Raw genomic sequence first — 15,715 nt, forward strand, 5'->3', positions numbered from 1 at the left:
TTTTACAGGACGCTTGTTTTGTTATGGCATCGATATTTTAAGTTTTTTAACTTTAATTCTAATGTCATTAACAATGAAAGCGGTTAAGATACGCAGGTCTGTCAGACACCATTTAGATATAAGGATTGACCAATGAAAATGATGAAAACCTCTTTATTGGGTTTGACTGCGGCTGCTGTTTTGGGTGTTTCAAGTATGGTTGTGGCAGCGCCGATGCACCACGCTAATGAACAACACCAAGCCAAACGCGCGGCTTTGACGGATGCGCAAAAAGCGGAAATGACCAAAAAACACATTGAACGCCGTTATGCCAATTTGAAATTGAGCCAAGCACAAATTGGTAAAATCGAAGCGATTGAAAAGCAATACCGTGAAGACATGAAAAACGTGCCACAAACACGTGATTTGAAAAAAGACGCTTTGCAAAATCGTTTGGGTCAATTGCGTGAGCAGCGTTCTAGCGTGTTGCAAAACAAAAATTTCAACACCGAACAAGCACAAAAATTAATCCAAGAGCAGCAAGAAGTGCGTCAACAATTGGGCAGTTTGCGTGAACAAGAAATGGCACGCCACCAAATCAAACAATTGCAAAAAGAACATGCTATTTTCCAAGTTTTGGACAAAAAACAGCAACAAACGTATTTAGAACAAGCTAAAAAACCAGTGCCTATGCAACACATGAATGGTAAAAAAGGTCATAAAGGCAAGCATCATGATGGCAAACCGCACCATCCTAAGCCTGTGATTGAAAAAAAGTAATAGATGAATACATGTAAAACCACGCTGAGGCGTGGTTTTTTGTGGCTTGTTTGTGCCGTAGATATCAATGGGGTATTAACATGCCTTCTTCATGTAAAACTTCCACTTCATTTTTAAATACCGTCAACAAGATGTCGGCGGAAGATTCACCCATTCTGTTGCGATATACTTCATACATATAAGGGCCGCTTTCAAAGCGCACGATTTCATTGCGAGCAGTACCTTCTACTTCAAAATCGGTGCTTTTTAGCAGCAAATCGGGTTTGCTCGATTGGTTTTGGCTTTTTTTCCATGAAGCATAACGGTAGGTTTGGGCATCTAATTGGTCTATGCGTACCAAATAGTTTGGCGTTTGGAACAAATAAATAGGCTCTTGGAATGTTTTTAATGATGCGTGTAATTTGTTTTTTTGTTGCTGCAAGAGTTGTTGACGCCATTTTTTTTCAGCGGCACTGCTGTGATTGACGGCAATGATTTTCAAATTTTTTCCTGTGCTGTCATTGTCATCATCCCGCAGCCACACATCATTTTGTGTTTGGTTATTGCTCAACGAAATACCACGCCAGCCGTATTGATCCCAATCGTTGATGTGGGAATTGGCAATGTTTTGTGTCAGTTTGGCATCAAAGACTTGGTTAAAACGCTGCTTCATTTCTTGAGCATTTTGAATGGCAGGTAACGGCAATTCACGTTCGAGAGGATAATCCACCAGTTTTACGATGGCATTGACATCATTGTTTTTGAAATGTTGGATGAATTGTTGTACCGCTATTTTTTGTTCAGAGCTTAAGTCGTTGGCATATGCGTTTAAGCTGCACAAGCCCAAACAAGCAATCAATAAGGTTCGCATGAAAATGGGTTTCCTTGGTCAAATAAATATGAGGTTTGATGACAAGATAAAATGATTGGCATGGTTTTGAGGCGTCCTGTAAAACGTTTACAGGACGCTTTGTTGTCAATCATACAGCTTGTGTAATGACAAAACCATCAAACTTATTTAAGCTCAAGCATCTGTTTGGAGACATTGGTAAACCATGAATATTACCCAAATTTTGGCCACTGAGTTGGCAGCAAAAGCACATCAAGTCGACGCGGCTGTGGGCTTGTTGGATGAAGGCGCGACAGTGCCATTTATTGCGCGTTATCGCAAAGAAGTGACAGGCGGTTTGGATGACACGCAATTGCGTTTGCTTGCTGAGCGTTTGCAATATTTGCGTGAGTTGCTAGAGCGAAAGGCGACGATACTCAAAAGCATCAACGAGCAAGGCAAATTGACGGATGCATTGCAAGCGCAGATTGAGACGATAGACAACAAAACCGAATTGGAAGATGTGTATTTGCCTTACAAGCCCAAGCGTCGCACCAAGGCGCAAATCGCGCGCGAGGCAGGTTTAGAGGCTTTGGCGCAGACTTTGTGGCAGCGTCCTGAAACCGATTTGGATACGGAAGCGGCAAAATATTTCAATGCCGAACATCATATTCAAGATGTCAAAGTGGCTTTGGATGGTGCGCGCGCGATTTTGATGGAGCAGTTTGCTGAAGATGCGGTATTACTAGGACGTTTGCGTGAACGTTTGTGGCAAGTGGGCGAGATACGCAGTGAGGTGATGGCTGGACAAGAACAAAAAGGTGAAAAGTTTCAAGACTATTTCCAGCATCAAGAACCTTTGCGCAGTTTGCCATCGCACCGCAGTTTGGCTTTGTTGCGCGGCCGCAATGAAGGCATCCTGAATGTCAAAATTGTGTACCAATCCGATGACACGCCAATTACCGAAGCCAGTGAATTTGAAAACCAAATCGCTGCATATTATGGGATTGCAGACCAGCAGCGTGCGGCAGACAAATGGCTCAAAGACACGGTGCGTTTGACTTGGCGGGCGAAATTGTTTTTGTCTTTGGAGTTAGAAGCCATTCATCGTATCAAAACCGAAGGCGATGTGGCAGCGATTACTGTGTTTGCACGCAATTTGAAAGATTTGTTGCTCGCAGCTCCGGCAGGGCGCTTGGTGACTTTGGGTTTGGATCCGGGCATTCGTACAGGCGTGAAAGTCGCTGTGGTGGATGACACCGGCAAATTGTTGGCAACCGATACGGTGTATCCGTTTCAGCCGCGCAATGACAAAAACGGTGCTTTGGCGACTTTGGCACGTTTGATCAAACAATACCAAGTCAAATTGATTGCCATTGGCAATGGTACGGCCAGCCGTGAAACTGACCAATTGGCGGCAGAGTTGATTAAAGCCTTGGGCGATGCGAGTGTGCACAAATTGGTGGTATCGGAAGCGGGTGCTTCAGTGTATTCGGCATCTGAATTGGCAGCAAAAGAATTTCCTGATTTGGACGTGTCTTTGCGTGGAGCGGTATCGATTGCGCGCCGTTTGCAAGACCCATTGGCAGAGTTGGTGAAAATCGACCCTAAATCCATAGGCGTGGGGCAATATCAGCATGATGTCAATCAAGTGCAATTGGCGCGCAGTTTGGATGCGGTGGTGGAAGATTGTGTGAATGCAGTGGGTGTGGATGTGAATATGGCTTCTGCGCCCTTGCTCGCGCGGGTATCGGGTTTGAATCAGACTTTGGCGCAAAATATTGTCGCTTATCGTGATGAAAATGGCGCATTTAAAAATCGCAAACAATTGAAAAAAGTACCGCGTTTAGGCGACAAAACATTTGAGCAAGCGGCAGGATTTTTGCGTATTCAAGGTGGAACTGAGCCTTTGGATGCCTCGTCTGTGCATCCTGAAGCTTATCCGATTGTGGCGAAAATGTTGTTGGATGCCAAAACCGATGCTAAGAATTTAATTGGCAATATAAGCGTCCTGAAAAATTTACAGGCCGCTCGTTACACGGATGCACAATTTGGCTTGCCAACTGTGTTGGATATTTTGAGTGAATTGGAAAAACCGGGTCGAGATCCGCGTGGTGAATTCAAAACCGCTATATTTGCCGAAGGCGTGGACGACATCAAGCATTTGGTTGTCGGCAGTATCATGGAAGGCGTGGTGACGAATGTGGCGGCATTTGGTGCATTTGTTGACATTGGCGTACATCAAGATGGTTTGGTTCATATCTCAGCTTTGGCCAATCAATATGTCTCTGACCCTCATACGGTGGTGAAGGCAGGGCAGGTAGTAAAAGTCAAAGTATTGAGTGTGGATGTGGCGCGCAAGCGTATTGCGTTGACGATGCGTTTGGAGGATGAGGTGGGTGGTGCGGTATCTGAGCGTTCCAATCGCAACATGAATCAGCCAAATCGCCAACAAAAGCGTCCTGAAAAAGAAGTGGTTTCTGATGGTGCTATGGCCGCAGCTTTTGCTAAACTGAAGCGCTAATATTCAATAACGTCCGTCAAAACAGTGTAGTGATACACTGTTTTGATAGATGTCATCTTAGATAGCAAACAACAAAGACATAATCAAACGGCGTACATCTTTGCCTTCACGCACATCAACCAATAATACCGGAATATTAGGACGAAATTCGTCCGTGACTTGTTTGAAATCTGCTGCAGCAATATGTGGATTGGTTTTGTCGATGTGGTTAACACCAATGACCAAGGGTGTGCGGTCTTCTACAATCAGCTTTTTAAAAGCTTCCATATAAAAACGCAAATCGCCTAAAGGATCAGGCGCACGCGCATTGACTAAAATAGCCAAGCCCATGCTGCCACGACTGAGAATTTCCCACATGAAGTCAAAACGGTGTTGGCCAGGTGTGCCATACATGTGAACTTTGGTTTCTTCATCCAAAACCACTGAGCCATAATCCATGGCTACAGTGGTTTGGTTTTTCATGCTTGCGACATCGTCAGATGGACGGACTTCTGTTAACACAGGATCATGATCACTGAATGCTTTAATTAGCGTCGTTTTCCCTGATCCTACAGGGCCGGTAAAAATGATTTTGTGCTCAAACATGGTCTGCCACCTGTACATCCTGCTTTGCGTTCATGGATATTCGGAAAATAGTAAGGTGGTAGTCTACCATTAACCGTTAGCCCAAGGTAAAAAGTCTTTAGGAACAGGTTTGTGAAACCATTTAAAGTAAATACGATCGTAAATACCTTCTTCATGAATCTGCTTTAAGCCTGCATTGAGCTTGTCTCTGAGCTCATAATTGCCTTTTTTAACTGCAATACCAAAGTATTGGGTTGGTGCTTCAGGCAAAACCAAACGCTTGGTTGGCACTTCAGGATAGCTCAACGCGTAGTAATCCATCACCGGTCCTTCACCAACGACTGCATCAGAAGCATCTGCAAACATGGCTTTTAGGGCAATAAACTGGCTATCCGATGGAATCACATTGTTTTCGGTGACACCTAATTGCATGATATTGGTTTGTTGAGCAGAACCTTTTAAGGTAGAAACCTTACTTTTATTGGCCACTAAATCCTCAAAACTGTGGATTTTATCATTGGTGGTTTTAACCAATAATACGTCTTGCAGTGCGAAATAAGGTTGTGAGAATTGATAAACCTCTTCACGCTCTGGCGTCAAGTTGACCGATGAAATGATGATGTCACGCTCGCCTGTATTCAAAGTATGCAACATGCCATCCCAAGGATGGGTCAAAACATTGATATGGAATTTTTGGCGCGCAGCAATGGCATAAATAATGTCCATGTCAAAGCCAATAGATTGACCATATTCATCGCGAAACTCCATTGGTGCATAAGAACCCATGGTGCCGACCAAATACGTTGGCGCATTTTCTGGCAAATTGGTGTCCATGTATTCAGATGGCTTTGGAATTTCTTGGATTTCTACCGCTTCAGCGGTTGCGTCACCAGCTTTTGTGGGTTGTTGGCATGCGCTTAAGAGCATGACAGAAACAGCCAAACCAAGAAATGCCCGTACAGGTCGACGAACAAGCATGATTTTCTCCTAACAATATGCGGATTCAGTGGAGCAGTTCATTATTTACGCAAACAAATAACGATGGCCGCATGGTGTTTGCGCCATTCCAATGGAATGACAAATGAGCGATCCTTGCGTGGTAACAAAATTTCATCAGGCGCACCACAAATGACAATAGGCACCGAAATGTTGAACTCTTCACCAAACTCACTGCGCGAATTGCCTGCAATGGTATTTGCCACTTCACCTACTAAATCTGTCATGTTTTCTTCTGACAAATCTGGTTCTTGAATGCTTTCTAAAATATGAGCAAGCAAGATGCGCGGCGCTGTGAAATACACAATCCCCGTATTGTTGCCTGAAATGGCAATGATGCCTGTGTAATCATGCGCAGCTGGCATTTTGTTTTCAACCAAATAAGGCGTACCGATGATGATTTCTTCTTTATCGATTTGGCTGAAATAATGCTGAGCGCCTGCGATGAATACTTTTAATTTGTCTTCTTTCATATTTTAATCCTGAACCAATTCATTCAGAGCTTCCATCAGCTCGTCTTCTGTAAACGGTTTGCAAATGAAACCGCAAGCCCCTAATTCCAATGCCTTGATACCGGTAGCTTTGTCTGATAAGGCTGAAATAACCAAAATCAATGTGTCCGGTGCTAAATTAATAATGTTGCGTATGCATTCCAAACCATCCATTTCAGGCATGGTTAAGTCCATAGTAATGACTTCTGGAAGGTGTTTTTTAAACTCTTCTAATGCTTCTAAGCCGTTGCTAGCGGTTGCTACCAAGTCAAATTGTGAAGCATTGAATCCCCTTTTGATGCGATTGCGAATGATGTTGGAATCATCCACGACCATGAGCTTGTATGCCATATTTATGAACCTTTTTCTTCGAATTTATAATGGGAAGGTGAAACTAAAGCGTGTAAATTGGCCCGGCTGCGAATGGATGCCAATTTTGCCACCTAATTTTTGTACACGATCTTTCACCACATCTAAGCCTACGCCACGACCTGCATCATCGTCAGCTTGGTTGTACGTCGAGAAGCCAGGAGTGAATAACAGTCCCAATAATTTGCGATTTTCCCAAGACTCCATTTCTTTTTCAGAGTACAGGCCGCTGCTGATGGCTTTGGCTTTGATGGCGTCATAGTTGATGCCTTGGCCATCGTCTTCAATGGTTAATTGAACTTGGTTTGAATCCACATGCAATTTGATTTGTACGTGACCTGTTTGATTTTTTTGACGGGTCAAGCGAATACTTGGGCTTTCAATGCCGTGTACAACCGCATTGCGCAATACCTGAATGGCAATGTCGCGAATCGCTTCGTCCAAGCTGGTTTTAGGCGTGGCATCTTCCAAACTTTGTGTGGTCAATTTCACTTGTTTGAATTGGCGTTTGGCCAAATCTTGAGCAAATTGCTGTAAGTTTTGAGTAAAGGCAAATAGCGGTGCTGTGGTTTTATTGATGTTTTCTGGAACATTGACTTGAACTGTGCCATCGGCTTGGCTGCTGCTAATGCGCTTGTTCAATTGGTCAATAATTTGAGTCAATTTAATCAATTCGTCCAACGATACCGCCAATGGCAAGAAATCGTCACCTGACAATGAGGGTTCTTTTTGCAAACTGGTTACTTTGTCTTCAAACGCATTGCTGGCATTGGCAAATGCATACAAACCCAAGCTACTAGAAATACCTTTTAAGTTGTGAGCTTCGCGGAAGATTTTTTGTAATTTTTGTTGCAATTCGCTTTGTGAAGTACCACTGCCTTTCAAAATTTCATTGATGGTGTCTGTGTGTTTGTGAACGGCGCTAATAAAGTCGGTAATCAAAGCGGCATCGGTATTCAAGATGGTGGTCAACATGTCGATTTGCAAATCGTTGTGCTCACGTTCTTGTAATAAGCGTTGCTCCAATTTCACGGTATCGGTAATGTCAGATACGTTGACCAATACGCGAATAATGTCTTTACCGCTGTATACTCGGGAGAACTTGAAGTCCAAAAAGCGGGTACGTTGATAACCAGATAAGTCATCTACTGTTGTTTCAATACGTGCCAAAGGATTCAAGTCGGCAATCAAACGTTCTTTTACTTTTGGATTGTACAGCTGCTTAATAAAGCCTTGTGTGGTATCCATGTCATCGACTGAAATCATGGTAGTCAAAATTTCAGAGAAGTTTTTACCACCAATATCACGGTGACCAATAATCTGTTCCAACTCTTTAGAATATTGTTGACCGATGTTTAAGTCATTATCCAACAAGAACAAACCTGTTTTTACCGTATCTAAAATCTCGGTTGTTTCTCGACGTGCTTCATTGGCCTCGGCATCGGAAGTGGTCAATCGGCGTACGAAGTAGAACATAAATACGACAAAGTAAATAACGGCCAAACTAATTGCGGTAATTTGTAAGTAGCGCAAATACGTTGCTTGTTGCAAAGAGGCTTGGCTCAATTCATTCAAAATACTGTTAGTGTGGTTGTAGATACTGACACTTGAACCCTGCGTTGAGTCGACTACTTGATCTAGAATCAAAGCAGGAGTGTTGATGTCATTGGCTACTTTTAAGTAGCCATCTAATTTGGTATTTAATGAATGCCATTGTAATTTGATTTGTTCCAAAGAGACTTTTTGGTTGTCTTCCAAGGCATTAATACTGACTTGAGCGCCAAGACTGTCTTCAATCACGCCACCTTGGTCAAAAGCACTGACAATTTTATTGAATCGGTCTTTATTAAGTGTTAACTGACTCAAGGTATATTGAATATGTGGGCTTCGGATATCTTCCGATTGACTCAGTTTTAAGTCATACAAGTCACGAGATATGGTTTGAGTCAGACCTCGCAATTGTTGAGCGGCTGCTACTTGCGTGCTATTGCGTTCAACCAAAAAGATGGTGTAAATGTTGAACGTCAATACGGCAATTACCAATACCAAGAACAATACAATGGATTGGATCAGGCCACGGTAACGGGAGAACGTGGAGTTTTTAAGTTCTAATTGCTTGGCCATAAATGGGGTAACCTCGCTTGTCCTTATTGCTGGCTAAAAAACACCTTGAAGAGCTCAAAATCGGATATTTAAATCAATGATCAAATAGTATATTGCCAGAGCGATTAAAAGAGCTAAGTAGGTGTTTAAACTCAAATCAAAATGATAATGCGTAATGCTAGTGTAATTTAAAATCTTAAAATAACACTCTTTTGCGTCAGACGGCTATGAGTGATTCTGATGATAAGGTGTTTGGTTCTGCGTGAAAATATGTAGCAATTTTATGCTTTAATTGATTATATTTTCATAATTATATGCTTAGTATTGGCTTGATAGCCGTTTTTATTAAAAGATGAGCCCTTTGTATTTTAAAGATAGACCCATTTTAAAATAATGTTATGACATTCAGTTGTTTGGAATAATAAACAATAACACGCCATCTTGAAACCTATTTCAGATTAAATTCGTTGATTTAGGTGAAATAGAGTTAAGAAATATTTGTTTTCATAAAGAATTTATTTGAATAGAATGAATAACTGCTTTTATGTATCAGTGATATGATCGCCAAAGACTATTTGTGAATGCAAGTATTTGTAGTGTAAAAAAATACTATAATTACCAGACGAGCATCACCTTGATGGGTTGAAAGCATTGGGTGATGATTAGGATAGGTTGAAAAAGTCATTAAAATCAGGTGAGATTTTAGTTTGCTCCAGTTGTCTGAAAGTTCAGTATGTTTTTAAAAATATATGACTTATATTTGATACAAATCTAGTATGGATTTTAGAGTGGATTCTTATCATATCTTATCGGTTGGTGTCTTTTAAGTAAGGTTTCATAGGTGACTTGACACACTTTGGAAGTTTAATCATTTAAATCGTTATTTGGCAGTGAGAGAGTATTCAGTATGCAAACGCTCAAATTGGTTGTTAGTTTAGGTGGCTTGTCTGTTTCGGCGGCTCAAAATTTACAAGTGGCAGACAATCCAATATCGATGATCAATGCGCATGCTTGTAAGGCGATTTTGATTACTGATGAGGTACGTTATCAGCCACCTATTATCAGCCAAGTAAGCGACCTGAAAATCATTGATATACCTAAAATATCTGTAGCAGATACGATATTTGATAGCAAACAATTAAAAATGCGCGGTGCGGCTCGTCGCTTGTTAAGAAAGCATTTTTGGCAACATCAAGCATTATTTTGGTCAAGTTTTGATGCTGAACTGGCGCCGTATTCTGATCAACATGCAGTGAGTGTGGTGTTATTGGTTGATACCACGAATATGTTGGCCAGCAGTATTTGTTGGGATGTTTTGTGTCAAATTCGTCTGCATTATCCTCATATTCGTTGTTATTTGGTTTTTCTCGTTTCTCAAAATCCGCAAAGCCTGAATGAGTTTGAAAAATTGAACGTTGCAGCTTTATTATCTGAATACAATGGTATTGGACAAAAAGCATGGCTTCCCTGCAACTTAGACAGTCAAACGCCTTACGCAGTTGAAAATATACCTTTGTGGGAAGCCAGTTTTCTACATGAATTGCCACACAAAAGTGATGTGGCTTTTGACTATGCGCCGTTGATTGAACAAGTTGTGAGTCTGCCGCAACAAAAACTCGGTATGGATACCTTTGAGCATTTGTTGAAAGAGGACTTTCCTAAACTGAGTGACATTAATAAAAAAGTCATGTTGCCACGGGTCATTAGTTTGTTGAAAGCTTCATTGCAAATGGACATGACTGCTGCACAAAAAATGATGACGCAAACCATACAAGTGCAGTTATTGGGTTTGTTGTTACAGCCTAGTCGAGTTAAAAAAAGTGTTTTACAAACCAATGACGGGTGGTTACAGGCCGGTTGGATATTGGATGAGAAAAGTTTGCTGCTCAATGCTTCTTTAGATGCAGGTTCTAGTGCCAAGCATGAAAGCATTGAAAAAGAGTGGCAAGTCCGTGGTGATTTTTTTGTGCAACAAGTACAAGACATGAAAAAATTATCATGGAAAGAGAAAGCCGATGAGTTGTATGTTTTATTTCAAAAAGCTTATGACAAATATTTTAGGGAAGCGGGTGTAGAACAATATTACTCTTTGTCGCAGTCGCGCTTAGAGCGATTACTAGAAGCGCAAGGCAAAGTGATTGAGTCTAAAATCTGGAGTCAATGTTTCCATGGTGAATATGACTTAAATCAGCTTGCGATGCAAATTCCCGAAGCATTGTCATATTACATATTGTTACAAGAAAAATTTGAATTGCAACAAAGACGGATGCGTGAAGAGTATTTGATACAGCAGTCTTTGTGGCAAGAAAAGATGGATGCTTGGCAAAACAGTAGCCGTCGTGAACGTGGGCGCATGGAACAAATACCCATGTTAGAACTGGGTGAATTGTTAAAAACACAATATGTTTTGCAATCTCATTATAAGGCATTTTCATTTGCCATTAAGTTGATTGATACCTTGATGCCATGCTACCAAAATATTTTGAATTCGGTGGATGGCATTAAAAAATTGTGGCTTAAACAAGAACAAACACAAAGTGAAGTTTTGTCACAGCTGGAAATAGATTCTCAGAATGTGTGGGTCACTAAGAATTATAAAAATGGTGTGCATCAATATTTGCTACAACCTACCTCTAGTACAGCACAGCACTTATTACGCGAATTTATAGTTGATTTGAATGATTGGGTGCCTGAAATGCAGTCAACTTGGACACGCCGAGTGGGTGAACAAGGAGATTTTACACAGCTTTTCGCATGGATGAAGCAAGGACAATGGTTGACATTGGTGGAACGAATTGCTGCTCAAATCAGTTACCGTTTGTCTATGCAAACGCCGCAATCAGGTGTGAGTCCATTGAGTTTGATGTTTGAGCAACGCTTAACCGATTTAACGCAATTGCAAGTACAGCAATTGAGTAAGCACATTATTGACAGTATGACTCGTGGCTATAAAACCCAATGGGAGCCATTGGGTAAAGTCTTAAGTGAGCATTATCAATCTAGATCTTCGGCAGCAATTTTATGTTCTTTGGATTTGCAAAATCCAGAAGCCCAAACAGTGGTCTTGTGGATGAAAGAAATTGCCAAAAGAGTGAATCCAAATGTCGCGGTGGTGCCTACTGAGGTTGAACAGCAAATTCAAATGGTCATGATGCATACAGGTTATTTGCAAGAGTGGATGGGTTTATACCAATATCAAAGTGTGTATCAGCAACATGTTCAGCATGATGATGTATTGGAATGGATACACATTGATGGATTGGCTGCAAAACTGCGTCATATTAGCTTGCAATTTGGGCAGCGCAATTTGGATTTGGTGCGACAGCAATTGTTATTGGCGAAAATTTCAGGACACTTGGTACGTAAAAATGACGGTTTTGAGTTGTTTGTCAATCTCGCAGGCGGCCTGAAACGACATACGTTTGTGACGGATGATTTGGCTTATTTGACTGAAACCATTCCATTGCGATTGGTTAAAGCTTTGATAGACCAAAACCGTGTTTTGCGTGAAGAAAATGTGCAAGATGAAATCACTGTTTGGAATCAAAAATTAGATGATATTTTGTCTGAAATGAGGGCATTGTATGTGCCTGAGGGCATGGACTTGGCTGATATGGATTGGAAAGATGCGGGCAAATATGTGGTTTGGACCCGATCGGTACAAAACTTGCGCAAATATTGGTTATTGCCACCAGAGTCTATGGACAATACGGCCAATGCTATTTTGAATTGAAGATTCAAATTGATATCTCAAAAATCAAAAGGTTTTTAGAGTGTCAAACTAAGTTAAATCTGATGGGTTTTTCATTTTTTAGACAAGCATTACAGGGAGTAGATTGCATGCTTGTGGTAGCATAGTGGTCTGAAAAAAATGAGTAGGATGCTTGAATCATGAGTTTATTGACCGAAGTATTGGATCACAACAAAGCTTTTGTAGATGCGGGTGAATACGTCCAATTTTTTAGTGACAAATACCCAAATCGTGGCTTGGCCATTTTGTCGTGCATGGATGCACGCATTATTGAGTTGCTGAACCAAGCATTGGGTTTGAAAAATGGCGATGCCAAAATGATTAAAAATGCTGGTGCATTGGTGACCCATCCTTGGGGGTCGGTGATGCGCTCGCTGTTAGTGGCTGTGTTTGAATTGCGTTGTAAAGAAATCATGGTTGTGGCACATTATGACTGTGGTATGCGCGGCTTGAATTCAAAACACGTGTTGGAAAAAGCCGAAGAAGCAGGCATCAGTACGCAATGCATTGATACTTTGCGCCATGCTGCCATTGATTTGGATGGTTGGTTAACGGGTTTTGATAATGTCGAACAAAGTGTTCGTCATTCAGTAGACATGATACGCAATCATCCATTGATGCCTAAATCGATTCCGATTCATGGTTTGGTGATACATCCGACAACGGGTAAATTGAATTTGGTAGTAGATGGTTATAGCAATGTTGCGGACAATTTACCATGCGCATAGGTTTGTTTGGCGGCACGTTTGATCCCATTCATCAAGGTCATGTGAGTATGGCCAAGGCTTTTGCCGATGAATTGCAATTGCAACAAGTGGTCTTCATTCCGACTGGTGAATCGTATCACAAGACGAGCCAGCCTACTTCCGCTGAACATCGTTTGAATATGGTAGAAATAGCGATTGCTGCCGATGAGCGTTTTGCGGTGAGTGATGTGGACATGGTGCGCAAAGGTGCGACTTATACGGTGGATACTTTGCAAATTCTCAGACAATATTTTCCGCAAGACGAATTGTGGTGGTTAATGGGAATGGATTCGCTATTGCAAATGCATACTTGGCATCGTTATGCAGACATTTTTAAGCTGACGAATATTGCGGTTGCTGCTCGTAATGGTGAAAAAATCCAACAAGTTGCGCCAAAAATGCACCAATTATTGGGCGATGCTTTAAGTGCACCAAGAAGTTCGAGCGCAGGACAGCTACGTTTGTTACAATGGCAGGCTGAGGACGTTAGCTCCACCCAGATACGCGATGCCATTGGGCATCATCAAGCCATAGACGCTTGGGTCGGTCAACCGGTGCAAAACTATATACGCACACATGGTTTATACCGTTAAGCGTCAGATTAAGAGTTTTAAATAAGATGACAGATACAGTAGATTTACAAAAAATGGTCGATGTGGCCGTGAATGCTTTGGAAGATGTTAAGGGTAAAGACATTGTGGTATTGGATGTTGCTGCCAAAACATCGTTGTTCCAACGCATGATCATTGCCAGTGGCGATAGCAACCGCCAAGTGAAAGCATTGGTGAACAATGTTGCGGTTGACTTGAAAGCGCAAGGCTTTGAAGTTTTGAGCACCGAAGGCACGGAAAGTGGCGAATGGGCTTTGGTCGATGCAGGCGATGTGGTGGTTCACGTGATGTTGCCAGCGGTACGTGATTTTTACGATATTGAAGCATTGTGGGGTGGCGAAAAACCATCTTTTCATTCAGGTCATGCCAAGCCTTGGAGCAGCGCAGACTAATCAAACCAAATCATGGTTTTATACAAGCGACCTGTAAATTACAGGACGCTTGTTTTTTGGAGTAACAATCATATTATCAAAGGAGAGTGAGACATGACCAAGCAGCTTGCAACTGCAGTGGGATGTTTGTTGTTGGCCAATATGATTTGGGCGGGCAATGCATTGCTAGCCAGATATGCCAGTAGTGGTGATTTGCAGCCGATTACGATGAATTTTTTGCGTTGGAGTATTGGGGCATTGGTGTTGTTGCCGTTTTGCGTTAAAACCATTTACCAACACCGAGGCATTTGGTTGAAATGGGATGTCTTTAAAAAGCTGCTGTCTTTGGCTATTTTGGGGATGGTGATTTACAACAGCTTGCTTTACGCTTCAGCACATCACACCACTGCCATCAATATTGCTTTGCTCAATACCTGTATTCCGTTGGCGACATTTATGGCAGCTGGCATATTGATGGGACAATGGCCTAAAGCTGCTTCTTGGTTAGGCTTGAGCATTGCAGCGTCAGGATTGTTGTATTTGATTAGCCGAGGCAATATCGAAGCCTTAGTGCAATTGCAGTTTAACCAAGGTGATTTATGGATGTTGGTCGCTGTGGTGGCGTGGTCTGTTTATACGGTATTGTTAAAAATTTGGGCTGGAAAATTGGGTTTGCCGCCTTTGGCGATGCTCAATGTGATGATGTGTTTGGCGGTGATATTGATGTTGCCATTGGCTGGCTGGGAAGTGGCACAATTGGGTTTGCCGAGTTGGAATGCAACCAATTTGGGTATTTTGGCTTATATCGGCATTATGGCATCCATTGTGTCTTATGTGGCATGGAATTATGGCGTGGGGCAAGTGGGTCCTGCTAAGGCTTCATTGGCTTTGTATACCATGCCAGTATTTTCATCGATTTTAAGCTATGTATTATTAGGTGAAAGTTTGCAGCACTACCATTGGGTTGGTGGCGGTATTATTGTCAGTGGTTTGTTGCTTGCCAGTGCTTTAGGTCAAGTGCCTAAAAACAAATAAATTACCCGTATTTTACATGTACGATTGTGGTAAATCTCAGTGGTGGCGATTTGGGCTGACCGCAGTTTGCCACAATCCGTTATAATTTAGCGTCCTGTAACAGATGTGAGTGTGCATGAACATCACTTTATTGGCAGTTGGAAACAAAATGCCACGTTGGGTGGCTGAAGCTACCGAAGAATATGCCAAGCGTTTTGGACGCGAAATCAATTACCAAATCAAAGAGATTAAGCCTGAAAAGCGTGGTGCAGGCGTGAATGCAGAGCAAGGCATGTTGGCTGAAGAAGCGCGCTTGTTAGCAGCGATTCCAGCAGGCTGTTTTTTAGTGGTTTTAGATGAACGTGGCCAAGCGCCTACTTCGGTTCAATTGGCAGAACACATGGGACGTTGGTTGCAAGATGGTCAAGATGTGTGTTTTATTATTGGTGGCGCCGATGGCATGACCGATAAAATTAAACAAAAAGCCCGTTTGTTGATGCGTATTTCCAGTTTAACTTTGCCACACGGCATGGTACGTGTTTTGTTGACCGAGCAGCTTTATCGCGCTGTATCCATCTTAAACAACCATCCTTACCACCGTGAATAAG

At 42.0% G+C, this 15,715-nt stretch carries 14 protein-coding genes; 8 read left to right on the top strand and 6 right to left on the bottom strand.

What is annotated here, in order from left to right:
• Positions 1 to 132 precede the first annotated feature (132 nt).
• Positions 133 to 759, top strand: coding sequence for a hypothetical protein (locus H150_RS0111615; protein ID WP_019959234.1), 627 nt, complete (start codon positions 133 to 135; stop codon positions 757 to 759).
• A gap of 64 nt (positions 760 to 823) precedes the next feature.
• Here H150_RS0111615 and H150_RS0111620 read toward each other — a convergent pair whose 3' ends face one another.
• On the bottom strand, positions 824 to 1,609 hold the full coding sequence (locus tag H150_RS0111620) for a hypothetical protein (protein ID WP_019959235.1): 786 nt from the start codon (positions 1,607 to 1,609) through the stop codon (positions 824 to 826).
• A gap of 184 nt (positions 1,610 to 1,793) precedes the next feature.
• Between H150_RS0111620 and H150_RS0111625 the strand changes: the two genes are divergently transcribed.
• Entirely contained in the window at positions 1,794 to 4,091 is a 2,298-nt protein-coding gene (locus H150_RS0111625; protein ID WP_019959236.1) for a Tex family protein, read from the top strand.
• Between the two features lie 57 nt (positions 4,092 to 4,148).
• On the opposite strand, the gene H150_RS0111630 is transcribed toward H150_RS0111625, so the two are convergent.
• The 5 genes from H150_RS0111630 to H150_RS0111650 all read right to left on the bottom strand — a co-directional run bounded on the left by H150_RS0111630 (position 4,149) and on the right by H150_RS0111650 (position 8,635).
• Positions 4,149 to 4,676, bottom strand: a complete 528-nt coding sequence (locus H150_RS0111630; protein ID WP_019959237.1) for a GTP-binding protein — start codon at positions 4,674 to 4,676, stop codon at positions 4,149 to 4,151.
• A 69-nt stretch (positions 4,677 to 4,745) separates the two neighbouring features.
• Entirely contained in the window at positions 4,746 to 5,633 is an 888-nt protein-coding gene (locus H150_RS0111635) for a transporter substrate-binding domain-containing protein (protein WP_019959238.1), read from the bottom strand.
• A 41-nt stretch (positions 5,634 to 5,674) separates the two neighbouring features.
• Positions 5,675 to 6,124 carry a chemotaxis protein CheX gene (locus tag H150_RS0111640; RefSeq protein WP_019959239.1) on the bottom strand — a complete coding sequence of 150 codons (450 nt, stop codon included), beginning with the start codon at positions 6,122 to 6,124 and terminating at the stop codon, positions 5,675 to 5,677.
• Positions 6,125 to 6,127: 3 nt separating this feature from the next.
• Positions 6,128 to 6,493 carry a response regulator gene (locus H150_RS0111645; RefSeq protein WP_019959240.1) on the bottom strand — a complete coding sequence of 122 codons (366 nt, stop codon included), beginning with the start codon at positions 6,491 to 6,493 and terminating at the stop codon, positions 6,128 to 6,130.
• A 24-nt stretch (positions 6,494 to 6,517) separates the two neighbouring features.
• Positions 6,518 to 8,635, bottom strand: a complete 2,118-nt coding sequence (locus tag H150_RS0111650) for an ATP-binding protein (RefSeq protein WP_019959241.1) — start codon at positions 8,633 to 8,635, stop codon at positions 6,518 to 6,520.
• A gap of 886 nt (positions 8,636 to 9,521) precedes the next feature.
• Between H150_RS0111650 and H150_RS0111655 the strand changes: the two genes are divergently transcribed.
• The 6 genes from H150_RS0111655 (at position 9,522) to rlmH (ending at position 15,714) form a co-directional block, all read left to right on the top strand.
• Complete coding sequence (locus H150_RS0111655; protein WP_019959242.1) at positions 9,522 to 12,347, top strand: hypothetical protein; 2,826 nt, start codon at positions 9,522 to 9,524, stop codon at positions 12,345 to 12,347.
• A 158-nt stretch (positions 12,348 to 12,505) separates the two neighbouring features.
• Positions 12,506 to 13,093, top strand: coding sequence for a beta-class carbonic anhydrase (locus H150_RS0111660; RefSeq protein WP_019959243.1), 588 nt, complete (start codon positions 12,506 to 12,508; stop codon positions 13,091 to 13,093).
• Positions 13,084 to 13,704 carry a nicotinate-nucleotide adenylyltransferase gene (nadD, locus tag H150_RS0111665; protein WP_019959244.1) on the top strand — a complete coding sequence of 207 codons (621 nt, stop codon included), beginning with the start codon at positions 13,084 to 13,086 and terminating at the stop codon, positions 13,702 to 13,704. The genes H150_RS0111660 and nadD overlap by 10 nt, the downstream gene beginning before the upstream one ends.
• A gap of 26 nt (positions 13,705 to 13,730) precedes the next feature.
• Positions 13,731 to 14,114 (top strand): ribosome silencing factor, encoded by a 384-nt coding sequence (gene rsfS, locus H150_RS0111670; RefSeq protein ID WP_019959245.1) that lies wholly within the window; start codon positions 13,731 to 13,733, stop codon positions 14,112 to 14,114.
• 93 nt (positions 14,115 to 14,207) lie between these two features.
• Positions 14,208 to 15,128, top strand: a complete 921-nt coding sequence (locus H150_RS0111675) for a DMT family transporter (protein ID WP_019959246.1) — start codon at positions 14,208 to 14,210, stop codon at positions 15,126 to 15,128.
• Positions 15,129 to 15,243: 115 nt separating this feature from the next.
• Complete coding sequence (gene rlmH / locus H150_RS0111680) at positions 15,244 to 15,714, top strand: 23S rRNA (pseudouridine(1915)-N(3))-methyltransferase RlmH (RefSeq protein ID WP_019959247.1); 471 nt, start codon at positions 15,244 to 15,246, stop codon at positions 15,712 to 15,714.
• Position 15,715: the final 1 nt, after the last annotated feature.

Origin of the sequence: Vitreoscilla stercoraria DSM 513 (genome assembly GCF_000382305.1) — a bacterium.
In the GTDB taxonomy this organism is placed as follows: domain Bacteria; phylum Pseudomonadota; class Gammaproteobacteria; order Burkholderiales; family Neisseriaceae; genus Vitreoscilla; species Vitreoscilla stercoraria.

Coding starts and splice junctions, on each gene's coding strand:
- H150_RS0111615 (WP_019959234.1), top strand. CDS start 133: ATGAAAATGATGAAAACCTCTTTATTGGGTTTGACTGCGGCTGCTGTT.
- H150_RS0111620 (WP_019959235.1), bottom strand. CDS start 1,609: ATGCGAACCTTATTGATTGCTTGTTTGGGCTTGTGCAGCTTAAACGCA.
- H150_RS0111625 (WP_019959236.1), top strand. CDS start 1,794: ATGAATATTACCCAAATTTTGGCCACTGAGTTGGCAGCAAAAGCACAT.
- H150_RS0111630 (WP_019959237.1), bottom strand. CDS start 4,676: ATGTTTGAGCACAAAATCATTTTTACCGGCCCTGTAGGATCAGGGAAA.
- H150_RS0111635 (WP_019959238.1), bottom strand. CDS start 5,633: ATGCTTGTTCGTCGACCTGTACGGGCATTTCTTGGTTTGGCTGTTTCT.
- H150_RS0111640 (WP_019959239.1), bottom strand. CDS start 6,124: ATGAAAGAAGACAAATTAAAAGTATTCATCGCAGGCGCTCAGCATTAT.
- H150_RS0111645 (WP_019959240.1), bottom strand. CDS start 6,493: ATGGCATACAAGCTCATGGTCGTGGATGATTCCAACATCATTCGCAAT.
- H150_RS0111650 (WP_019959241.1), bottom strand. CDS start 8,635: ATGGCCAAGCAATTAGAACTTAAAAACTCCACGTTCTCCCGTTACCGT.
- H150_RS0111655 (WP_019959242.1), top strand. CDS start 9,522: ATGCAAACGCTCAAATTGGTTGTTAGTTTAGGTGGCTTGTCTGTTTCG.
- H150_RS0111660 (WP_019959243.1), top strand. CDS start 12,506: ATGAGTTTATTGACCGAAGTATTGGATCACAACAAAGCTTTTGTAGAT.
- nadD (WP_019959244.1), top strand. CDS start 13,084: ATGCGCATAGGTTTGTTTGGCGGCACGTTTGATCCCATTCATCAAGGT.
- rsfS (WP_019959245.1), top strand. CDS start 13,731: ATGACAGATACAGTAGATTTACAAAAAATGGTCGATGTGGCCGTGAAT.
- H150_RS0111675 (WP_019959246.1), top strand. CDS start 14,208: ATGACCAAGCAGCTTGCAACTGCAGTGGGATGTTTGTTGTTGGCCAAT.
- rlmH (WP_019959247.1), top strand. CDS start 15,244: ATGAACATCACTTTATTGGCAGTTGGAAACAAAATGCCACGTTGGGTG.